Raw genomic sequence first — 19,000 nt, forward strand, 5'->3', positions numbered from 1 at the left:
TGGCCACAGACGTTTGGACGGAGTCTTGGGACGCCGGGTTCCAAGGCGTCGTCAAGACCTGCTCAACCGTAGCCCAGCACGGCGGGGCGTGGTGGCAGGGGCACGACCACCGTCGTGTAAGGGGTATTTTTCATCGACTGTTCACGTCCTGGCCCTACCCGTTGAGACCCACTTGCACGGTTTAGACCTCAAAGGGTGGAATGTCCGTGACGCTGGATAGGCGCACGTGTGACCGAACTGCAACGCGCCAGAGACTCCCTGGTGGCAAGTAGTAAGGGATAGTCGCGATCGACTGGCAGGGCGTCGGCTGGTTTGACCATGTCAGCCAAATCCGGGGGGATACCAGGAACCCCCCGTCAGGCTGCTCGCGATCACCGCAGCTCAGCGCTTACGCCCACCTGTAGAGGGAGGAATTCTTTCACCATGCGTGTTACTAAGGGCGCACAGATCGTCGCCGGTACCGCGCTGCTCGCCCTCGCGGTTGCCGCGTGTGGCGGCGGTGCCTCGGAATCCGGCGGCACTGCCGCGGGCGGCGGAGAGACGCCGGTCCGCATGGAAATCGGTGAGCCCCAGGAGCTCCTGAACGCGCAGAACACGACGGAGACCGAGGGCTCTGAGGTCCTCGCCGCGGTCTTCTCGCCGCTCGTGCGCTACGACGAGAACAAGCAGCCCGTCGAAGAGGCCGCCGAGTCCATCACCACGACGGACAGCAAGGTCTGGACGATCAAGCTCAAGTCCGGCTACACGTGGCACGATGGCACGGCCGTGACCGCCGCCGACTACGCGCGCGCGTGGAACTACGCCGCTCTGCAGGACAACGCCATGGGCTCGTCCTACTTCTTCGGCCGCGTCGACGGTTACAACGACGTGCACCCCGGTGAGGGCAAGACGCCGACGGCCAAGGAGATGAAGGGTCTCAAGGTCGTCGACGATCTCACGCTCGAGGTCTCGCTGGCCGCGCCGTTCTCGCAGTTCAAGACCATGCTGGGCTACACCGCCTTCTACCCGATGCCCAAGGCCGCCGTGGGCGGCGACGGCAAGGTGACCCAGGCCTACGGTGAGCAGCCGATCGGCCAGGGCCTGTTCAAGCTGGACAAGCCCTACAAGAAGGGCACCGACCCGACCATCGACCTGTCGGTCTACGACAAGTATCCCGGCAAGAAGCCCACCGGCTGGACCAAGCTCCAGTTCAAGGTCTACACGAGCTCCGAGACGGCCTACAACGACCTTCAGGCCGAGAACCTCGACATCCACGACTCGCTGCCGCCTTCCACGATCGCCAGCGCCAAGTCCACGCTCGGTGACCGCTACTTCGACGAGCCCGACGCCTCCCTCGGCTACATCGGCGTCCCGCTGAAGTACAACAAGGACTTCGAGAACGTCGACGTGCGCAAGGCCATCTCGATGGCCATCGACCGGAAGACCATCACCGACACGGTCTTCTCGGGCACCCGCGCTCCCGCCGACGACTTCATCAACCCGGCCATCACCGGCTACCGCCAGGGCGCCTGTGGCGCGTGCACGTACAACCCGGCCGAGGCCAAGAAGCTGTACGAGTCCGCCAACGGCCCCAAGACCATCGAGCTCGGCTACAACGCCGACGGTGGGCACAAGGAGTGGATCGAGGCCGTCGCCAACAACCTCCGTGCCAACCTGGGCATCGAGGTGACGCCGAAGCCGTTCGAGAAGTTCCAGGGCATCCTGGACGCCCTGGACGCGAAGGAGTACAAGGGTCTGTTCCGCATGGGCTGGGCGATCGACTACCCGTCCCCTGAGAACTACCTGACCCCGATCTTCGCCACCGGCGCCATCGGCACCGGTTCGAACTACGGCGGCTACTCCAACAAGGAGTTCGACGACCTGCTCGCCAAGGGCGACCAGGCCACGGACGCGGCCGAGGGCCTGAAGTTCTACCAGCAGGCCACGGACATCCTGAACAAGGAGCTGCCGTACATCCCGATCTACTTCTACCGTAGCAACTTCGGGCACTCCACCAAGGTCAAGAACGTCAAGCTCAACCTGCTCAACCAGATCAACTGGGCTGACGTCGAGAAGGCCTGACCTCATTCGCTGGGTGGACGGTGCTTGCCGTCCACCCGCCGGAGGGCTGAGCTTGGAGGCAGCGATTCGGGCCGGGTGAACCCGCGGACTCGGAGTGGCTGCCTTCAAGCATGTAATGGAGGGCTTGAATGGGCCGTTATGTCATCAGGCGTCTGATCCAGGCGATACCCGTCCTGTTCGGCGCCACGCTACTCATCTTCGTCATCGTCTTCGCCTTGCCCGGGGACCCGATCGCGGCGCTGTTCGGTGACAAGCGCCCGGACCCCGCGGTGGCCGAGGTGCTGCGCGAGCAGTATCACCTCAACGATCCGCTGCTGCTGCAGTACTGGTACTACATCAGCGGCGTGCTCTTCCGCGGCGACTTCGGCGTGAACTTCGCCGACGTGCCGGTCTCCCAGATCATGGCGGGCAAGTTTCAGATCACCCTGAACCTCGCCCTGACCGCCCTGGTCATGGAAGCCGCCATCGGCGTCGGCCTGGGCCTGTGGGCGGCGCTGCGCCGCGGCAAGGCCACCGACACCATGATCCTCGCCTCGACCCTGCTGCTGATCTCGGTCCCCACACTGGTGACCGGCTTCGTCCTGCAACTTCTCCTGGGCGTCAAGGTCAAGCAGTGGACCGGGCTGGACATCTTCCCCGTCGCGGGCACGTTCGCGGGCTGGCGCAGCTACCTGTTGCCCGGCTTCGTGCTCGCCGGCACGTCGATCGCCTACCTGACCAGGCTCACCAGGACCAGCCTCGCGGAGACCCTGCGGGCGGACTACATCCGCACGGCCACCGCCAAGGGCCTGTCCAGACGCCGGGTCATCGGCAGGCACGGTTTGCGCAACGCGATGATCCCGCTGGTCACCTTCCTGGGAGCCGACCTCGGCAACCTGATGGGCGGCGCGGTCATCACAGAGACGATCTTCAATCTCCAGGGGATCGGCAACCAGCTCTTCCAGTCGGTCTACTTGCGAGAACAGCCGATCGTCGTAGGTATCGTGACGGTGCTGGTGCTGATCTACATCCTGGCCAACCTGGTCGTCGACCTGTTGTACGCCGTGCTCGACCCGAGGATCCGTTATGAGTAACCCAATCCCGCCGGTCGGGCCGGGACTCCCGGAAACGCAGGCCATGATCACGGACACGGTCACCGCTCCGGCGCCGCAGCAGACGGGGGCGCAGGAGAAGAGCGGCAAGCCCGCCAGCCTGTGGACCGACGCCTGGTACGACCTCCGGCGCCGGCCGATGTTCATCCTTTCGGTGATCATCATCCTGATCCTGCTCGTCATGTCGCTGTGGCCGTCGTTGTTCACCTCGATCGACCCCGGCAACGCGAGAAGCTGCGATCTGTCCACGGCGCGGCAGGGGCCCAGCGCGGGTCACCTGTTCGGCCGGGACAACCTCGGCTGTGACGTCTACGCCAGGACGATCTACGGCGCCCGCAACTCGATCGTGATCGGCGTGTTCACCACGATCATCACCTCGCTGATCGGCGGCCTGCTCGGCATCATCGCCGGCTATCGGAGCGGCCTGGTGGACACGGTGTCCTCGCGGGTCACCGAGATCTTCTTCGCCATCCCCCCGATCCTCGGCGCGCTGCTGATCGCGGCGACGTTCCGTGGCAAGGCGAACAGCATCATGCTGGTCATCGTCGCGCTGGCGGTGCTCGGCTGGCCGATGACGTTCCGCATCATGAGAGCGGCCGTGATCACGGCGAAGAGCCAGGACTTCGTGGTCGCGGCCAAGGCCCTGGGGGCGGGAGCGGGGCGGATCATGTTCCGTCACCTGCTGCCCAACTCGCTGGCCCCGGTCATCGTCGTTGCCACGATCAACCTGGGCGGCTTCATCGCCGCCGAGGCGGCACTGTCGTTCCTGGGCGTCGGCGTGGTGTCCCCGGACATCTCCTGGGGCCTGATGATCGCCGACGCGCGGAACAGATTCCTCGAGGCGCCGCTGCCGCTGGTGTTCCCGGCGGTGTTCCTGAGCATCACGGTGCTCGCGTTCATCATGATGGGCGACGCCGTACGCGACGCGCTCGACCCGAAGCTCAGGTAGAAGGGGGGATCAAGTGAAGAAGACGTCGACGGATGTGTTGCCTGCCGAGGGAGGGTTTGGCGACCAGCCGCTGCTGGCGGTCGATGACCTGCACGTGGAGTTCCGTACGCGTGCGGGCATCGTCCGGGCGGTCAACGGCGTGAGCTACACGGTCGGCCCCGGCGAGACGCTCGCGGTGCTGGGCGAATCGGGTTCGGGCAAGTCCGTGACGGCCCAGGCCATCATGGGCATCCTGGACGTGCCACCCGCGGTCGTCCCCAAGGGGGAGATCCGGTTCAAGGGCACCGACCTGCTCAAACTGTCGGAGGAGGCCCGCACCCAGGTGCGCGGCCAGCGGATCGCGATGATCTTCCAGGACGCGCTCTCCGCGCTCAACCCGGTGTTCACCGTGGGCTGGCAGATCAGCGAGATGTTCCGGGTGCACCGGGGCATGTCCAAGGGCGACGCCATGAAGAAGGCCGTCGAGCTGATGGACAGGGTCCGCATCCCGGCCGCGAAGCAGCGGGTGAACGACTATCCGCACCAGTTCTCCGGCGGTATGCGGCAGCGCATCATGATCGCCATGTCGATCGCGCTGGACCCCGAGGTGCTGATCGCGGACGAGCCGACCACGGCCCTGGACGTGACCGTCCAGGCGCAGATCATGGAACTGCTGGCCGAGCTGCAGCGCGAGAGCCAGATGGGCATGATCCTCATCACGCACGACCTGGGCGTGGTGGCCGACGTGGCCGACAAGATCGCGGTCATGTACGCCGGGCGCATCGTGGAGCACGCGCCCGTGCACGACATCTACCAGGCGCCCGCGCATCCGTACACGAAGGGCCTGCTGGAGTCGATCCCCAGGGTCGACCAGAAGGGCCAGGACCTGTACGCGATCAAGGGACTGCCGCCCAACCTGCTCAACCTGCCGACCGGTTGCTCGTTCCATCCCCGGTGCCCGTTCCGGCAGGACGACTGCGTGACCGACGTCCCCCCGCTCCACGAGATCAGCGGCACGCGCAGCAGCGCCTGTCACTACTGGAGGGAGGTCCTCGATGGCGAACAGCAGTGAGCGCATCCTCGAGGTGCGCGACCTGGTCAAGCACTTCCCGCTGACCCAGGGGATCATCTTCAAGAGACAGATCGGCGCGATCAAGGCCGTCGACGGCGTGTCGTTCGACCTGAACCAGGGCGAGACGCTGGGCATCGTGGGCGAGTCGGGCTGTGGCAAGTCCACGCTCGCCAAGGTGCTGATGGCGCTGGAGCGGCCCACCTCGGGCTCGGTGAAGATCAAGGGCCGGGACATCGCCAAGGCCAAGGGCGGCGAGCTCAAGCGCATGCGCCGCAACATCCAGATGGTGATGCAGGACCCGTACACCTCGCTGAACCCCCGGATGACCGTCGGCGACATCATCGGTGAGCCGTACGAGATCCACACGGACGTCGCGCCGAAGGGCGACCGCCGCCGGAAGGTTCAGGATCTGCTCGAGGTGGTCGGGCTCAACCCCGACCACATCAACCGCTACCCGCACCAGTTCTCCGGCGGTCAGCGGCAGCGCATCGGCATCGCCCGCGGGCTGGCGCTGCAGCCGGAGATCATCGTCTGCGACGAGCCGGTCTCCGCGCTCGACGTCTCCATCCAGGCGCAGGTCATCAACCTGCTGGAGCGGCTGCAGAACGAGTTCAACCTGGCCTACATCTTCATCGCCCACGACCTGTCGGTGGTACGCCACATCTCCGACCGGGTGGGCGTGATGTACCTGGGCAAGTTCGTGGAGCTGGGCAAGGACACGGAGATCTACGACCGGCCCGCGCACCCGTACACGCAGGCGCTGCTGTCGGCGGTGCCGGTGCCGGACCCGCAGGGACGGGAGCAGCGCGAGCGGATCATCCTGCAGGGTGACCCGCCGTCACCGGCCAACCCGCCGTCGGGATGCCGGTTCCGTACGCGGTGCTGGAAGGCGCAGGAGATCTGCGCCGAGGAGGAGCCGTTGCTGCAGATCCGGCCGGGGACGGCGCACGAGAGCGCCTGTCACTTCGCCGAGACGCACGACGTGGTGCACGCGGGCTGACCCGCGTCGCCCGGGCCTCTCGAGGAGTCTCCTCGGGGGGCCTTCGGCGTTGTCAGGTCGTGGCGATGATGGCGGAGCCGTGGCCGAAGAGGCCCTGGTTGGCCGCCAGGCCCACCCTGGCGCCCGCGACCTGGCGCTGCCCGGCGCGGCCGCGTAGCTGCGTGGTCAGCTCGCAGAGCTGGGCGATGGCCTGGGCCGGGATCGCCTCGCCGAACGAGGCCAGGCCGCCCGACGGGTTCACCGGGATCCGGCCGCCGAGCGCGGTCTCGCCGTCGCGCAGCAGTTTGTCCGCCTCGCCGGGCGGGCACAGGCCGACGTCCTCGATCCAGTCGAGTTCGAGGGCCGTGGACAGGTCGTACACCTCGGCCAGCGACACGTCCTCCGGCCCGGTCCCGGCCTCCTCGTACGCGGCGTGCGCGATCGCCGCCCGGAAGGGCCGCTCGGGGGCGGGCACGGCGGCGCAGGAGTCCGTGGCGAAGTCGGGCAGCTCAAGGACCGTGTTCGGGAAGACCGGGGTCACCGTGGACACGGCCGCCAGGCGGACCAGGCCGGTGGTGCGGCCGTGGCGGCGGGCGTACTCCTCGGAGGCCAGCACCACCGCCGCGCCCCCGTCCGAGGTGGCGCAGATGTCCATGAGGCGCAGCGGGTCGGCCACCAGGGGCGAGGCCAGCACCTCCTCGGCCGTGACCGGTTTGCGGTAGCGGGCCATGGGGTTGAGCGAGCCGGCCAGCGCGTTCTTGACCTTCACGGCGGCGAAGTCGGCGGGGGTCGAGCCGTGCAGGGCCATGCGCCTGCGGGCGTAGAGGGCGAAGTACGCCGGATTCGAGGCCCCCAACAGGCGGAAGCGCAGCCAGTCGGGATCGTCGGGCCGGTCGCCGCCCACCGGTTTGAAGAATCCCTTCGGCGCCGCGTCGGCCCCGATCACGAGCGCCACCTCGCACAGCCCCGCCAGGATCCGGGCACGCGCGATGTCCAGCGCCTGCGCCCCCGACGCGCACGCCGCGTAGCAGGAGGCGACCCTGGCGCCCGACCAGCCGAGCGCGCGGGCGTAGGAGGCGCCGGCGACGAAGCCCGGATAGCCGTTCCTGATCGTGTCGGCGCCCACGACGTACTGGACGTCCGGCCACGCCACCCCGGCGTCCCTCAGGGCCTCCTGCGCGGCCGCCACGCCGTACTCGAGGAACGGCCGCCCCCACTTGCCCCACGGATGCATTCCGGTACCCAGCACCACGACGCTCACGAGGCCCGCCCCCACATCCACACCAGCGGGCCGTCGGCCAGCGGTCCCGAGGTCAGCTCCAGCTCCATGCCCACCTCGAGCTCCTCCACCGTCAGTCCCTTGACCTGCCCGAGCACCACGATGCCCACCTCGTCCAGCTCGACCGCGGCCAGCGTCACCGGCACGTACGGCTGCGCCGCCACGTACGGCGCCGGCGGCGGATAACACGCGTTCGTGTACGACCACACCCGCCCCCGCCGCGGCAGCGCCATGGTCTCCAGGTCGGTGCCCGAGCAGCGCGGGTTGGGGCAGAGCCCGCGGCGCGGCGGGAAGCACACCGTGCCGCACTCCGCGCACCGGGTGCCCAGCAGCCGGACGCCGTCTGCCTCGATGGCGAACCAGCCCTCGATCGCGTACGTCATAGCCGGAGTATCACACAAGCGCTTGCTAGGTTGCATCCCTCCCGCGCCGCCGATGCCGCACGACCACCCGCACCGACATCGCGACCAGGAGCAGCACCATGCCCGTCACCACCGGCGTCCTGGAGACGGGGGCGAGGCCGCCCGGCCCGCCGCCGAAGTACGGGCCGGGCCTGGCCAGCCCGGACGCCGGCAGGTCGAGCCGGGAGGCCGCCCGCAGGGCGAGCGTCGCGTTGGCCACGCCGTGGCCGTAGGCGCGGCTGTAGCCGTCGGAGGGCTGCCGCCTGGTGCCCCGCTCGATGGCCATCCGCACGTGGTAGGGGGACATGCCGGGATGGGCGGACCTGATCAGGGCGGCGACACCCGCGACCATGGCCGCGGCCGAGCTGGTGCCGTCGCCGACCACGTACGAGTCGGTGCCGTCCGCCGTGACGATCTCCGTGCCCGGGGCCACCACGGACAGGTAGTCCTGCCGGTTGGAGAAGCCCGCCACCTTGAACCGCCGGTCCACCGCGCCCACCGCGATGACCCCCGGGTAGGCGGCCGGGAAGTTCTTCCTGTTGCCCGCCTCGCCGTCGTTGCCCGACGAGGCCACGAGCACGGCGCCCTTGGCGATCGCGTACTGGACGGCCTCCTCCTCGGACGCCGAGCCCTCCCACGAGCCGCTGCCGCCCCCGAGCGACATGCTGATCACGTCGGCGCCGTGGTCGGCGGCGTACCGGATGCCCTCGGCCAGCGCGTCGCCGCCGCCGGCGCGCTGCTTGCCGCGCAGCGGGTCGCCGTTCTCCAGCGTGACCCTGACCGACAGCACCTTGGCCGCGGGGGCCACGCCGATCACGCCGGCCCGGCGGTCGTCGCCGTGCCCGCGCCCGGCGATCAGGCTGGCCATGGCGGTGCCGTGCTGCCCCCACATGCCCCTGGCCGCCGCCCCGGTCAGGTCGGGGCCCTGGACGACGGCGCCGTGCAGGTCGGGATGGTCGCCGTTCACGCCGGTGTCGAGCACGGCCACCAGCACGCCCTCGCCCCTGCTCGACCGCCACGCCTCGGGCAGCCGCAGCGCGCCGAGCTGCCACTGCCCGGCCCGCGCGACCTCGCCCACGTCGTCGGCGGTGGCGGCCGGGGCGGCGCCCCCGGCGACCAGCGCGGCCAGCAGGGGCGGGACGATGAGCCACCTCATCGGGTCAGCGCCCGGTGCAGTGCCGCCGCGAGCTGCCTGGCGGCGTCGCGCAGCCGCGGGGTGAGGTTGTCGCCCGGCTGGTACGACCGCCCGTCGGCGTATCCGGCGGCCGTGGCCACCAGATAGCGCTCCCCGGAGGCGACCAGCGCCCCGGTGAAGTACTGCCGGTCGCCGAACCTCTCGGCGGGCCCGCCGGGGAAGGCCACGGGCCGGACGGTGGCGGGCCGCCCGGCCGCGTGGCCGCCCGGACCCGGGCCGTCGAGCACGGCGATGCCCACGGTGGCGACGAACGTCTGGGTGCTGTCGGCGTACGTGGCGCGCAGGGCGGTGCGGCAGCCGGGGCGTACGGCGGCGGCCTGGAACGCCACCCGGCAGGGCGCCTCGGGGGCGACCCCGGCCAGCACGTACGTGACCCGGGCCCCCGACGGGCTGACGCCGGGCACCGTGACGGGGAAGACCCGCGCGACCGGCCAGGCGCGCCAGCGCTCGGAAACCGGTGGCACCGGCGGGGGCCAGAGCGCGGACATGATGGAGATCAGCACAACGGACAGGTGGTACACGTCGACCTCGAACGGGAGGGGAGGGACGCCCGATCTGTCGTGCATTCTGACACGGGACTGCTCGGTCAATCCGACGCTTCGGTAAACAGACCGATACACGGAGTAGTTCCGGATCTGTGGCATTCAGCCTACGGAGTAGGTGAAAGTCGGACATGTGCCCCAGGTGGGAGCCCCAGCCGCTGCGCCGCGTCGCCGGAATTCACCGCGATCGCGACCAGCCCCGCCGAGTCCGCGAACGCCACCAGCTCCCCTGGCGGCACCGCCGCGTACGTCTCCCGGTACGGCAGCGACAACTGCCGCCGACCCAGCCACACCCCCAGGGTGTCGCCGATCCGCACGCCCAGCGCCTGCAGGTCACCGGCCGCGATCGAGAGCTGCGTGTTGCCGTAGCGGTCGACCGATACCACCTCGCCCTCCACCGAGCCCTCGCGCAGCAGCGACGTCGGCTCCGGCAGCGAGACCAGCCGGCCGAGCGGCACCTCGGGCCCCAGGTCGGCGGCCCGCAGCCCGCCCCACAACCGCCCCGCGACCGGCGAGAACACGTCGCGACCGTGGAAGGTCGGCGAGACCGGCCGCAGGAAGTAGGCCTCGTTGCTGAGCTCATAGGCCGCCCGCGCGCCGCCGCTGGCGTGCACCGCCCACGACAGCAGCCCGTTGTCGGGACCGATGAACACCCGTCCGCCCGCCTCGACCGCCACCGCCCGCCGCGCGCCGCCCGCGCCGGGGTCCACCGCGCCGATGTGGATGCCCCGCGGCAGGTACGGGATCGTCTGGGCGAGAACCGCCGCGCCACGCCGTACGTCACCCGCGGGAATCAGGTGGCACACGTCGATCACCCGCGCCTCGGGGGCGATCCCGGCGATCACTCCATGACAGGCCGCCACATAGCCATCTTCAAGCCCATAGTCGGTGAGGAGTGTGATTACGGAGGTCACATTTGGTGACTGTACGTCTCCCAATCCGCCGTGAACAGCCGCACTCCGCACATTACGATGGCCACGGGCCGCGTGCGTGCGACGGTGATCGTCGCCGCCCCTTTCGAGGAGGACACCATGGGAGCACCGCTCAGCGGTGACAATGCTGCCCAGGAACCGTCCCGCCAACCGATGTCAGAACGCGATCTCGAGCTCCTCGCCTTCGAGCGCCAATGGTGGCGCTACGCCGGCGCGAAGGAGCAGGCCATCAAGGAGGCCTTCGGGTTCTCCGCCACGCGCTACTACCAGTTGCTCGGGGAGCTGATCGACCGTCCGGAAGCGCTTGAGCAGGACCCCATGCTGGTCAAGCGCCTACGCAGGTTGAGGGCCGTCCGCCAGCGCGACCGCGCGGCGAGAAGGCTTGGCATGCGCCCCTGACCCGCTGGGTACGGCAGCCGCGTGAAGAACATCCCTGGAATGAAAGCGATCCTGAGTGATCCGGCAGGCGCCGTGATCGGGCTCGACTTCGACGGCACCCTGGCGCCGATCGTGCCCGACCCCGCCAAGGCCGTGATCCACCCGAAGGCGCCCGAAGCACTCGCCGACCTGGGCGCGCACGTCCTCGCGGTGGTCATCGTGACCGGCAGGCCCGCCGCCACCGCTCTGGAGCTCGGGCCCGGTCTGGCCGCCGTCCCCGGGCTGGTCGTGCTCGGTCACTACGGCTTCGAGCGCTGGGAGGGCGGGCGGATCTCCGCGCCCCCGCCCCCACCGGGTGTCCCACGGGCCGAGGCCGAGCTGCCGCTGCTGCTCGGCTCGCTCGGCCTGGAGGGCGTCACCATCGAGGACAAGGGCCGGGCCGTGGCCGTGCACACCAGGCGCAGCCCCGACCCCGAGGGCGCGCTGGCCAGGCTACGCGAGCCGCTGGCCGAGCTGGCCGGCAAGCACGACCTGGTGATCGAGCCCGGCCGCATGGTCCTGGAGCTGCGCCCGCCGGGCATGGACAAGGGGCACGCGCTGAGCCTGTTCCTCGCCGAGCGGGCCGCGAGGTCGGTCATGTTCGTCGGTGACGACCTGGGGGATCTGGCCGCGTTCGAGGCCGTACGCGCCTGCGGGCTGCCGGGCGTGACCGTGTGCAGCGGCTCCACCGAGGTCACCGCGCTGGCCGAGCGGGCCGACATCGTGGTGGACGGCCCCGAGGGGGTCGTGGCGCTGCTCTCGGAGCTGGCGTCGGCGTTCAGCCGTTCGTGACTGATCTGCAAGTCGCGATCTCTAGTCTCGGGCGCATGTTCAAGCGCCACCTCGCCGTCGCGGCCGTCGCCGCGGCCACCCTCCTCGCCGTCCCGCTCCCCGCCGGTGCCGTCACGACCGGTGCCGCCCCCGCCCAGGAGCTCAGGCTCAGGGGCGGTCTCACGCTCTACATCCCCATCGCGTGGCATGTCCACCGCCGCGGCGACGGGGTCCAGGTGGTCACCGGCAGGTGCGGCAAGCCCAAGGGCTGGGGGACACCGGAATGCGACGCCTTCTACGTCCTCGGCCCAAGTCACATCAAGCGCGGCGCCGAGGGGTTCGGCCCCTACACCGGCAAGAACCCTTTCTACACCGCCAGCGACGTGCAGCCCTGCCCGTTCGACGACAAGTGGGGCGAGATCGTCGGCCCGAAGGTCGGCCGGGGGCTGCGCCAGGTCGGCGAGGGCCACAAGGCCGCCTACAACGCCTGGAAGTCCACCTGCGTCTCCTACTCCTCCGGCAAGGTGCGGGGACGCTTCACCCAGCGTGAGTGGTACCTCCCGAAGACCAAGCTCGTGATCGTCGACCAGTGGAACACCCCCGGCCTGGCCGACGCGCTCAAACACGCCGATTGGAAATGAGCACCCCGGTTGCGGCCAGCCCGATGAGCACCGGCGCCATGAGGAACGCCTTCCAGGTGCCGAAGCCGTCGGCCAGCGCGCCCAGCGCCAGCGGGCCGACGGCCATGGCGGCGCCCGCCCAGATGGGGGAGGCCGCCGCCGCCAGGTCCGCGCGGCCGCCAGAGCCGGCGATGAGCGCGGCCATCGCGAGCGGGAAGTTCAGTGAGGCGCCGAGCCCGCAGATCGCCAGCCCCACGTACGACAGCGCCGGCTCCGTGCTCAGCCAGAACACCAGCCAGCCCGCGAACGTCACCACCAGCGCGCACACGAACAGCGGCGCCAGCGGCAGGCGCAGCGCGAGCTGTGTCCCGGCGAACCTGCCCACCGCGAGCCCCGCGACGAACGCCGTCAGCCCGGTCGCCGCGGCGGCCGCGCCGATCCCCGTCCGCGCGGCGAACAGGTCGGCGGCCCACAGGTTGAAGGTGAACTCCAGGGCCACGCAGCAGAACAGCACCGACCCCGCCAGGTGGAAACGCCAGCCGGGCCGTCCGGGGACCGCCGTCCCGCCGCCCGCGTCCGCCGTCCGCCCGCCGGGCCAGACCCGGCCCATGGCCAGCGCGAGCAGCACGCTGGCGACCGGCGTGAGCAGCAGCGTGGCCCGCCAGCCGAGCGTCGTCTGGGCGACCACGCTGAGCGCGAACGTCACCGCCATGCCCACCACCACCCCGACCGCGTTCGCCTCGCTCAGCGCGGCCGGTCCCGCCGGGCCGTGGTGGTCGCTGAGCGCCGCCATGGCCGTGTAGAGCAGGATCGAGCTGAAGCCGCCCGAGACGCCGTAGCCGAGCAGCGTCAGGGGCAGGGCGTCCGATGGCAGGATCATGAGCAGGCCGGCGTTCATCCCGGCCAGCCCGATCCAGCTCGTCGCGCGCCTGCCCAGCCTCCGGGTCAGCAGGGGGAGCACGAACCCGGCCGCGATCGTGCCGAGGGCCATGGCGGTGCCGTGCAGGCCCGCCACGGTGGCCGAGGTCCGCTGGTCGGCGCGCAGGAGCGGCAGCGCGGCGCTCACGCCGTACAGGTAGGTGGAGAAGGTGCAGAGCTGCAGGTAGATGAGCCAGGTCGGGCGGTCTCTGATCAGTCGGACGGGCTGTAAGACCGTGGTCACGCGGTAGCTCCTCAGGTCAGGCCAGGGCGTTGAGCTGGGCCGCGAGCCACTTCTGCGGCGGCAGCGCGGTGGCCGCGGCGTGCAGCTTGTCACGGCGGGACCGGCGCTCGTCCACGGGCATGACCAGCGCGTCGTGCAGGGCGGCCGCGGTGCCGCTGATGTCGTAGGGGTTGACCATGAGGGCGTGCGGGCCCAGCTCGGCCGCCGCCCCCGCCTCCCGAGACAGCACCAGCGCGCAGTCGGGCGACAGGACCGGGCCCTCCTTGGCCACCAGGTTCATGCCGTCGCGGATGGGGTTGACCAGCAGCACGTCGGCCATCCGGTACGCGGCCAGCGAACGCGGATAGTCGTCGTTGACGTTGAGGATCAGCGGGTCCCAGTCGTCGGTGGCGTACTCGTCCTCGATCTCCTGGGCGCAGCGCTGCACCGACGCGGTGTACTCGCGGTATTCGGGCAGGTCGTGCCGGCTCGGGTAGGCGAAGGCCAGGTGCACCACCCGGCCGTGCCACTCCGGATGCGCGGCGAGGAACTCGCGGTAGGCCACCAGGCCGCGCACGATGTTCTTCGACAGCTCGGTGCGGTCGATGCGGACGATCAGCTTGCGCTCGCCCACCTGCTCCCGCAGCGCGGACATGTGCGACTCGACGTCGGGTTCGCAGGCCCGCTCCCACAGAGCGTCGCCGTCCACGCCGAGGCTGTGCACGCCGATGCGGGTCGTGCGGCCCTCATGGGTGACGCTCCGGCCGACCCGATCGGCCTCCGCGCCCAGGAGAGCCTCACAGCAGTCCATGAACGCCTGGGCCCACCGATCAGTGAGGAACCCGGCGTGATCGGCCCCCAGAATGCCTTCCAGGACCTCTCCGACCACTTCGTCGGGCAGCAGGGAGAAGTATTCGGGCGGCGCCCACGGCGTGTGACTGAAGTGCGCGATGCGCAGGTCGGGCCGCTCGGTGCGGAGCATCGCCGGGGTCAGGGTCAGGTGGTAGTCCTGCACGATCACGCGGGCGCCGTGCCCGGCCTCCTCGGCCAGCGCCAGCGCGAACGCGCCGTTGTAGTCGCGGTAGGACTCCCACTCGCGGGCGAACCGCGTGCCGAAGTTGGGCGAGTTGGGGATGTCGTAGAGCAGGTGGTTGACGAACCACAGGGTGGAGTTGGCCACGGCGTTGTAGGCACGGTGGAAGATGGCGGGCGGGATGTCCAGCATCCGCAGCGGGCCCGTGTCATAGCCGGCGTGGTCGATCCGGCCCCCGGGGGCCAGCCGGACGGCGCTGCGGTCGCCGTCGGACAGCGCCGCGCACACCCAGAGCACGCCGTCGTCCTTGGCCACTCCCGACAGCCCCGACACCAGGCCGCCGCCACCGCGCTTCATCGTGAGTTCGCCGTCGTCAGAGACGGTGAAGGAGACGGGTCCTCTGTTGGAGGCCACCAGGACGCTGTTCATCTAGGCTCCCTTCGATCATAGGATCCCAGCTATGGCGCTTGATGAGCTAACCGAGGAACTCGCCCGCTCCGCCGCTGCCGGGGACCATCGCGCACTTGGCGAGCTCCTGGCGCGGATTGAGCCTGACGTGATGCGTCACTGCGCCCGGATCCTGCCTTATCACCAGGACGCGGAGGAGGCCTCGCAAGATACGTTGCTGGCGGTCGCACGCAATATCGGACGCTTCGAGGGGCGGGCCAGATTCAGCACCTGGCTGCACATCGTGACCGCGAACTGCGCGCGGACGACCTACCGGTCGCTCAAGCGCCGGGCCGCCGAGCAGAGCTCGGACGAGCTGCCCATGCAGAAGCCCGACGTGCGGCGGGTCAGCGTGATCGCGGGCTCGCGGCTCGACCTGCTCGACGCGATGGAGGCGCTGGAGGCCGACAAGCCCGACCTGGCGCAGGCGCTCGTGTTGCGCGACATCGTCCAGCTCGACTACAACGAGGTGGCCGAGCAGCTCGGCATCCCGCTGGGCACCGCCAAGTCACGCATCCACCAGGCACGCAAATACGTGCAGGGAGTGCTCGGCGAGGACTACCGGTGAGACCGTGTGTCTCGAATGCTGAGACGGGTAGTAATTTCGGCCACTTAAGCGGGTAGAGTCCTTTTCAACAACTGCATATTGCTCATCCAGAGGGGTGGAGGGACCGGCCCTACGAAGCCCCGGCAACCCTCCCGGCTTGTGACTCGCGACCTGGCGAGGCCGACCGGGACAAGGTGCCAATTCCGGTTCGCGGTCAAGGTGGCCGCGGGCGAAGATGAGGGAAGGCCTCGCTTCATGTCGCTCGACTTTGGTCCTGCTGTCGCTCTGTCCTGCCGTGAGTGCGGCACGCGCTACCCCCTGGGCCCCAGTTTCGCCTGTCAGGAGTGTTTCGGGCCGCTCGAAGCGGCCTACGAGTTCGGCGACGTCACCCGCGCGGACATCGAGTCCGGCCCCGCCAACATCTGGCGTTACCGCTCGCTGCTCCCCGTTCCGGCGGACGTGACCAGTAAGCCGAATATGAACCCTGGCTGGACCAAATTGGTCAAGGCCGGAAACCTCGGGCGCGCGCTCGGCATCAAGTCCCTTCACGTGAAGGACGACTCGGGCAACCCCACCCATTCCTTCAAGGACCGGGTGGTCGCCATGGCCGTTGAGGCGGCGCGCAACTTCGGATTCCACACCCTTTCCTGCTCCTCCACGGGCAACCTCGCCGGCGCGGTGACCGCCGCGGCGGCGCGGGCCGGGCTCGACGCGTGCGTGTTCATCCCCGCCAACCTCGAGCAGGCCAAGATCGCCATGGCCCGCGTGTTCGGCGGGCGGCTGGTCGGCATCGAGGGCACGTACGACGAGGTCAACAGGTTCTGCTCCGAGCTGATCGGCGACCCGCTGGGTGACAAGTGGGGGTTCGTCAACGTCAACCTGCGGCCTTATTACGCCGAGGGCTCCAAGACGCTCGCGTACGAGATCGCCGAGCAGCTCGGGTGGCGGCTGCCGGAGCAGATCATCATCCCCATCGCCTCTGGCTCGCAGCTCACGAAGATCGACAAGGGCTTCAAGGAGCTGGTGGCGCTGGGCCTCGTCGAGGACACGCCCTACAAGATCTTCGGGGCGCAGGCGGCAGGGTGCTCGCCGGTCTCGACCGCGTACAAGGCCGGGCATGACGTGGTGCAGCCGGTCAAGCCCGACACCATCGCCAAGTCGCTGGCCATCGGCAACCCCGCCGACGGGCCGTACGTGCTGGACATCGCCCGGCGCACCGGAGGGGGCGTCGAGGACGTCACCGACGCCGAGATCGTGGCCGCGATCAGGCTCCTGGCCTCGACAGAGGGCATCTTCGCCGAGACCGCCGGCGGCGTGACCGTGGGTGTGCTGAAGAAGCTCACCGAGTCGGGCCTGCTCGACCCCGAGGCCGAGACCGTGGTGCTGAACACCGGCGACGGGCTCAAGACGCTCGACGCCATCAGCGACGACGCCGCGCCCACGGCCGTGATCCGGCCCTCTCTCGACGCGTTCCGCGCGACTGTCTGACAATCAGGAAAGGCGACATTAGCCATGAGCGTTTCTGTGCGGATTCCCACCATCCTGCGCACGTACACCCGCGGTAACGCGGAAGTCCGTGGCGAAGGCGCGACTCTTCGTGACGTGCTTGCCAAGCTGGACTCCGACTACCCGGGGATCGGCGCGAGAATTCTGGATGAATCGGGCAAGATTCGACGTTTCGTCAACGTTTATGTTGGGGAAGAGGACGTCCGTTTCGCCGAGGGGCTCGACACTCCCGCCCCAGAGGGCACTCAGATCTCCATCATCCCGGCGGTTGCCGGCGGCTGAGTGCCCGGCAACAGTCACGGTCCTTGAAGGCGCCCCTAGTGGGCGCCTTCTCCTTTTCCAGGCCAATTCAACGTTGAACTACCTGCGATGCGAAGAAATAGGCATTTTGCGGATTGACTCTGTTGCCAAACCCCGTGCCACAGGTATGGTCGAGGGCGATCGTCTGGCTGACTTTTCCGTTAAGTCATGCGATTACAGGTCTCGCGAAGGAATGGGCGAGATCTGAGAGACCAGTAAGAGGAGTCGGAAGTGGCGCAGGGCACCGTCAAGTGGTTCAACGCGGACAAGGGCTACGGCTTCATCGCGGTAGACGGTGGTAAGGATGTATTCGTCCATTACTCAGCGATCATGATGGACGGGTATCGGTCTCTCGAACAGGGGCAGCGCGTCGAGTTCGAGATCACGCAGGGCCAGAAGGGGCCGCAGGCGGAGTCCGTCCGCGCGGTCTGAGCGACATCACTGGTATGCACCGGGCGGGATCGCACGGCAGCGCAGTTCGTGCGAGCCGTCACCATCTTTCGTCGACTCCAGTGCGGCGAGCTGCTTAGGGCGGCTCGCCGTACCGGGTGACTGACCTGGGCGGGGGCGGCTGCCAGAGGGGTGTTCGCTTGCACTCGGCAGGGTAGAGTGCTAAACAGTTCGTTGGCACTCTGTGCAGCAGAGTGCCAACCCTCGGATCGAGACGATGGGGTCTGCCGAACGGAGATGCGGACCCTTGCCGTCGCGGGCGTCGGCTCGGTCCACGACAAGCCACCCTGTATCTGGGAGGTCTAGCCTTATGGCAGCCAAGATGATCGCGTTTGACGAGGACGCCCGGCGCGGTCTCGAGCGCGGTATGAACCAGCTCGCCGACGCCGTCAAGGTGACCTTGGGCCCGAAGGGCCGCAACGTCGTGCTGGAGAAGAAGTGGGGCGCTCCCACGATCACCAACGATGGCGTGTCCATCGCCAAGGAGATCGAGCTCGAGGACCCGTGGGAGAAGATCGGCGCCGAGCTGGTCAAGGAAGTCGCCAAGAAGACCGACGACGTCGCGGGCGACGGCACCACCACCGCCACCGTGCTCGCCCAGGCGCTGGTACGCGAGGGTCTGCGTAACGTTGCCGCCGGCGCCAACCCGATGGCCCTGAAGAAGGGCATCGAGGCGGCCGTCGAGCGGGTCAGCGAGGAGCTCTCCAAGCTGGCCAAGGATGTGGAGACCAAGGAGCAGATCGCCTCCACGGCCTCCATCTCCGCCGCCGACCCCGAGATCGGCGCGCTCATCGCCGAGGCGATGGACAAGGTCGGCAAGGAAGGCGTCATCACCGTCGAGGAGAGCAACACCTTCGGCCTCGAGCTCGAGCTCACCGAGGGCATGCGCTTCGACAAGGGCATGACGTCGATGTACTTCGTGACCGACTCCGACCGTATGGAGGCCGTGCTCGAAGACCCGTACATCCTGATCGTCAACGGCAAGGTCTCGGCCAACAAGGACCTGCTGCCGCTGCTCGACAAGGTCGTCCAGTCGGGCAAGCCGCTGCTGATCATCGCCGAGGACGTCGAGGGCGAAGCCCTTGCCACCCTCGTCGTCAACAAGATCCGCGGCCTGTTCCGCTCCGTGGCCGTCAAGGCCCCGGGCTTCGGTGACCGCCGCAAGGCCATGCTGCAGGACATCGCGATCCTCGCCGGTGGCCAGGTCATCTCCGAGGAGGTCGGTCTCAAGCTCGAGAACGCCACCCTCGACCTGCTCGGCCGCGCTCGCAAGGTGGTCGTGACCAAG

General features: G+C 69.1%; 20 protein-coding genes and 1 riboswitch. Of the genes, 13 read left to right on the top strand and 7 right to left on the bottom strand.

Translation table 11 applies throughout. The features are described 5' to 3' along the window. The first annotated feature begins 552 nt into the window (after positions 1-552). The 5 genes from AB0I15_RS62950 (at position 553) to AB0I15_RS62970 (ending at position 6,152) form a co-directional block, all read left to right on the top strand. The gene (locus AB0I15_RS62950; RefSeq protein ID WP_358119218.1) at positions 553-2,061 is read left to right on the top strand and encodes an ABC transporter substrate-binding protein; all 1,509 of its coding nucleotides are present in this window, start codon (positions 553-555) and stop codon (positions 2,059-2,061) included. A gap of 128 nt (positions 2,062-2,189) precedes the next feature. Further along, positions 2,190-3,134 (top strand): ABC transporter permease, encoded by a 945-nt coding sequence (locus tag AB0I15_RS62955; protein WP_358119221.1) that lies wholly within the window; start codon positions 2,190-2,192, stop codon positions 3,132-3,134. Beyond that, entirely contained in the window at positions 3,127-4,101 is a 975-nt protein-coding gene (locus tag AB0I15_RS62960) for an ABC transporter permease (protein ID WP_358119224.1), read from the top strand. Before AB0I15_RS62955 ends, AB0I15_RS62960 begins: the two co-directional genes overlap by 8 nt. Before the next feature lie 13 nt (positions 4,102-4,114). Continuing rightward, the gene (locus AB0I15_RS62965) at positions 4,115-5,152 is read left to right on the top strand and encodes an ABC transporter ATP-binding protein (protein WP_358119227.1); all 1,038 of its coding nucleotides are present in this window, start codon (positions 4,115-4,117) and stop codon (positions 5,150-5,152) included. Continuing rightward, entirely contained in the window at positions 5,136-6,152 is a 1,017-nt protein-coding gene (locus AB0I15_RS62970) for a dipeptide ABC transporter ATP-binding protein (protein WP_358119229.1), read from the top strand. The genes AB0I15_RS62965 and AB0I15_RS62970 overlap by 17 nt, the downstream gene beginning before the upstream one ends. A 52-nt stretch (positions 6,153-6,204) precedes the next feature. On the opposite strand, the gene AB0I15_RS62975 is transcribed toward AB0I15_RS62970, so the two are convergent. From AB0I15_RS62975 to AB0I15_RS62995, 5 genes are all read right to left on the bottom strand, one after another. After that, the gene (locus tag AB0I15_RS62975; RefSeq protein WP_358119232.1) at positions 6,205-7,392 is read right to left on the bottom strand and encodes a lipid-transfer protein; all 1,188 of its coding nucleotides are present in this window, start codon (positions 7,390-7,392) and stop codon (positions 6,205-6,207) included. Next, positions 7,389-7,793: an OB-fold domain-containing protein gene (locus AB0I15_RS62980; protein WP_358119235.1), complete on the bottom strand. Its 405-nt coding sequence runs from the start codon at positions 7,791-7,793 to the stop codon at positions 7,389-7,391. Before AB0I15_RS62980 ends, AB0I15_RS62975 begins: the two co-directional genes overlap by 4 nt. A 25-nt stretch (positions 7,794-7,818) precedes the next feature. Next, entirely contained in the window at positions 7,819-8,967 is a 1,149-nt protein-coding gene (locus AB0I15_RS62985) for a S8 family serine peptidase (protein ID WP_358119238.1), read from the bottom strand. Continuing rightward, on the bottom strand, positions 8,964-9,572 hold the full coding sequence (locus tag AB0I15_RS62990; RefSeq protein ID WP_358119241.1) for a hypothetical protein: 609 nt from the start codon (positions 9,570-9,572) through the stop codon (positions 8,964-8,966). The genes AB0I15_RS62985 and AB0I15_RS62990 overlap by 4 nt, the downstream gene beginning before the upstream one ends. An 83-nt stretch (positions 9,573-9,655) precedes the next feature. Next, the gene (locus tag AB0I15_RS62995; protein WP_358119243.1) at positions 9,656-10,462 is read right to left on the bottom strand and encodes an SAM-dependent chlorinase/fluorinase; all 807 of its coding nucleotides are present in this window, start codon (positions 10,460-10,462) and stop codon (positions 9,656-9,658) included. Positions 10,463-10,579: 117 nt separating this feature from the next. On the opposite strand from AB0I15_RS62995, the gene AB0I15_RS63000 reads away from it, so the two are divergent. From AB0I15_RS63000 to AB0I15_RS63010, 3 genes are read left to right on the top strand one after another with little or no spacing between them, the layout of a single operon-like run. Then, entirely contained in the window at positions 10,580-10,879 is a 300-nt protein-coding gene (locus tag AB0I15_RS63000) for a DUF3263 domain-containing protein (RefSeq protein WP_358119266.1), read from the top strand. Between the two features lie 39 nt (positions 10,880-10,918). Continuing rightward, positions 10,919-11,689, top strand: a complete 771-nt coding sequence (gene otsB / locus AB0I15_RS63005) for a trehalose-phosphatase (protein WP_358119246.1) — start codon at positions 10,919-10,921, stop codon at positions 11,687-11,689. 35 nt (positions 11,690-11,724) lie between these two features. Next, positions 11,725-12,309 carry a hypothetical protein gene (locus AB0I15_RS63010; protein WP_358119248.1) on the top strand — a complete coding sequence of 195 codons (585 nt, stop codon included), beginning with the start codon at positions 11,725-11,727 and terminating at the stop codon, positions 12,307-12,309. Here the strand turns inward: AB0I15_RS63010 and AB0I15_RS63015 are convergent. Beyond that, positions 12,287-13,450, bottom strand: coding sequence for an MFS transporter (locus AB0I15_RS63015; protein WP_358119251.1), 1,164 nt, complete (start codon positions 13,448-13,450; stop codon positions 12,287-12,289). The genes AB0I15_RS63010 and AB0I15_RS63015 overlap by 23 nt on opposite strands. 16 nt (positions 13,451-13,466) lie before the next feature. Beyond that, complete coding sequence (locus AB0I15_RS63020) at positions 13,467-14,891, bottom strand: trehalose-6-phosphate synthase (protein WP_358119253.1); 1,425 nt, start codon at positions 14,889-14,891, stop codon at positions 13,467-13,469. A gap of 31 nt (positions 14,892-14,922) precedes the next feature. Here AB0I15_RS63020 and AB0I15_RS63025 point away from each other — a divergent pair, with 31 nt between their 5' ends. From AB0I15_RS63025 to groEL, 5 genes are all read left to right on the top strand, one after another. Further along, complete coding sequence (locus tag AB0I15_RS63025) at positions 14,923-15,477, top strand: RNA polymerase sigma factor (protein WP_237106268.1); 555 nt, start codon at positions 14,923-14,925, stop codon at positions 15,475-15,477. Between the two features lie 79 nt (positions 15,478-15,556). After that, positions 15,557-15,698: riboswitch (SAM riboswitch) on the top strand. A 13-nt stretch (positions 15,699-15,711) separates the two neighbouring features. Next, positions 15,712-16,944, top strand: coding sequence for a threonine synthase (gene thrC / locus AB0I15_RS63030; RefSeq protein WP_358119257.1), 1,233 nt, complete (start codon positions 15,712-15,714; stop codon positions 16,942-16,944). Positions 16,945-16,968: 24 nt separating this feature from the next. After that, positions 16,969-17,244, top strand: a complete 276-nt coding sequence (locus AB0I15_RS63035; protein WP_358119259.1) for a MoaD/ThiS family protein — start codon at positions 16,969-16,971, stop codon at positions 17,242-17,244. A gap of 249 nt (positions 17,245-17,493) precedes the next feature. Then, positions 17,494-17,694: a cold-shock protein gene (locus AB0I15_RS63040; RefSeq protein WP_068927743.1), complete on the top strand. Its 201-nt coding sequence runs from the start codon at positions 17,494-17,496 to the stop codon at positions 17,692-17,694. 328 nt (positions 17,695-18,022) lie between these two features. Next, on the top strand, positions 18,023-19,000 hold a 978-nt coding region (gene groEL / locus AB0I15_RS63045; RefSeq protein ID WP_358119261.1), incomplete at its 3' end, for a chaperonin GroEL.

The organism is Nonomuraea sp. NPDC050643 (assembly GCF_040654715.1).
In the GTDB taxonomy this organism is placed as follows: domain Bacteria; phylum Actinomycetota; class Actinomycetes; order Streptosporangiales; family Streptosporangiaceae; genus Nonomuraea.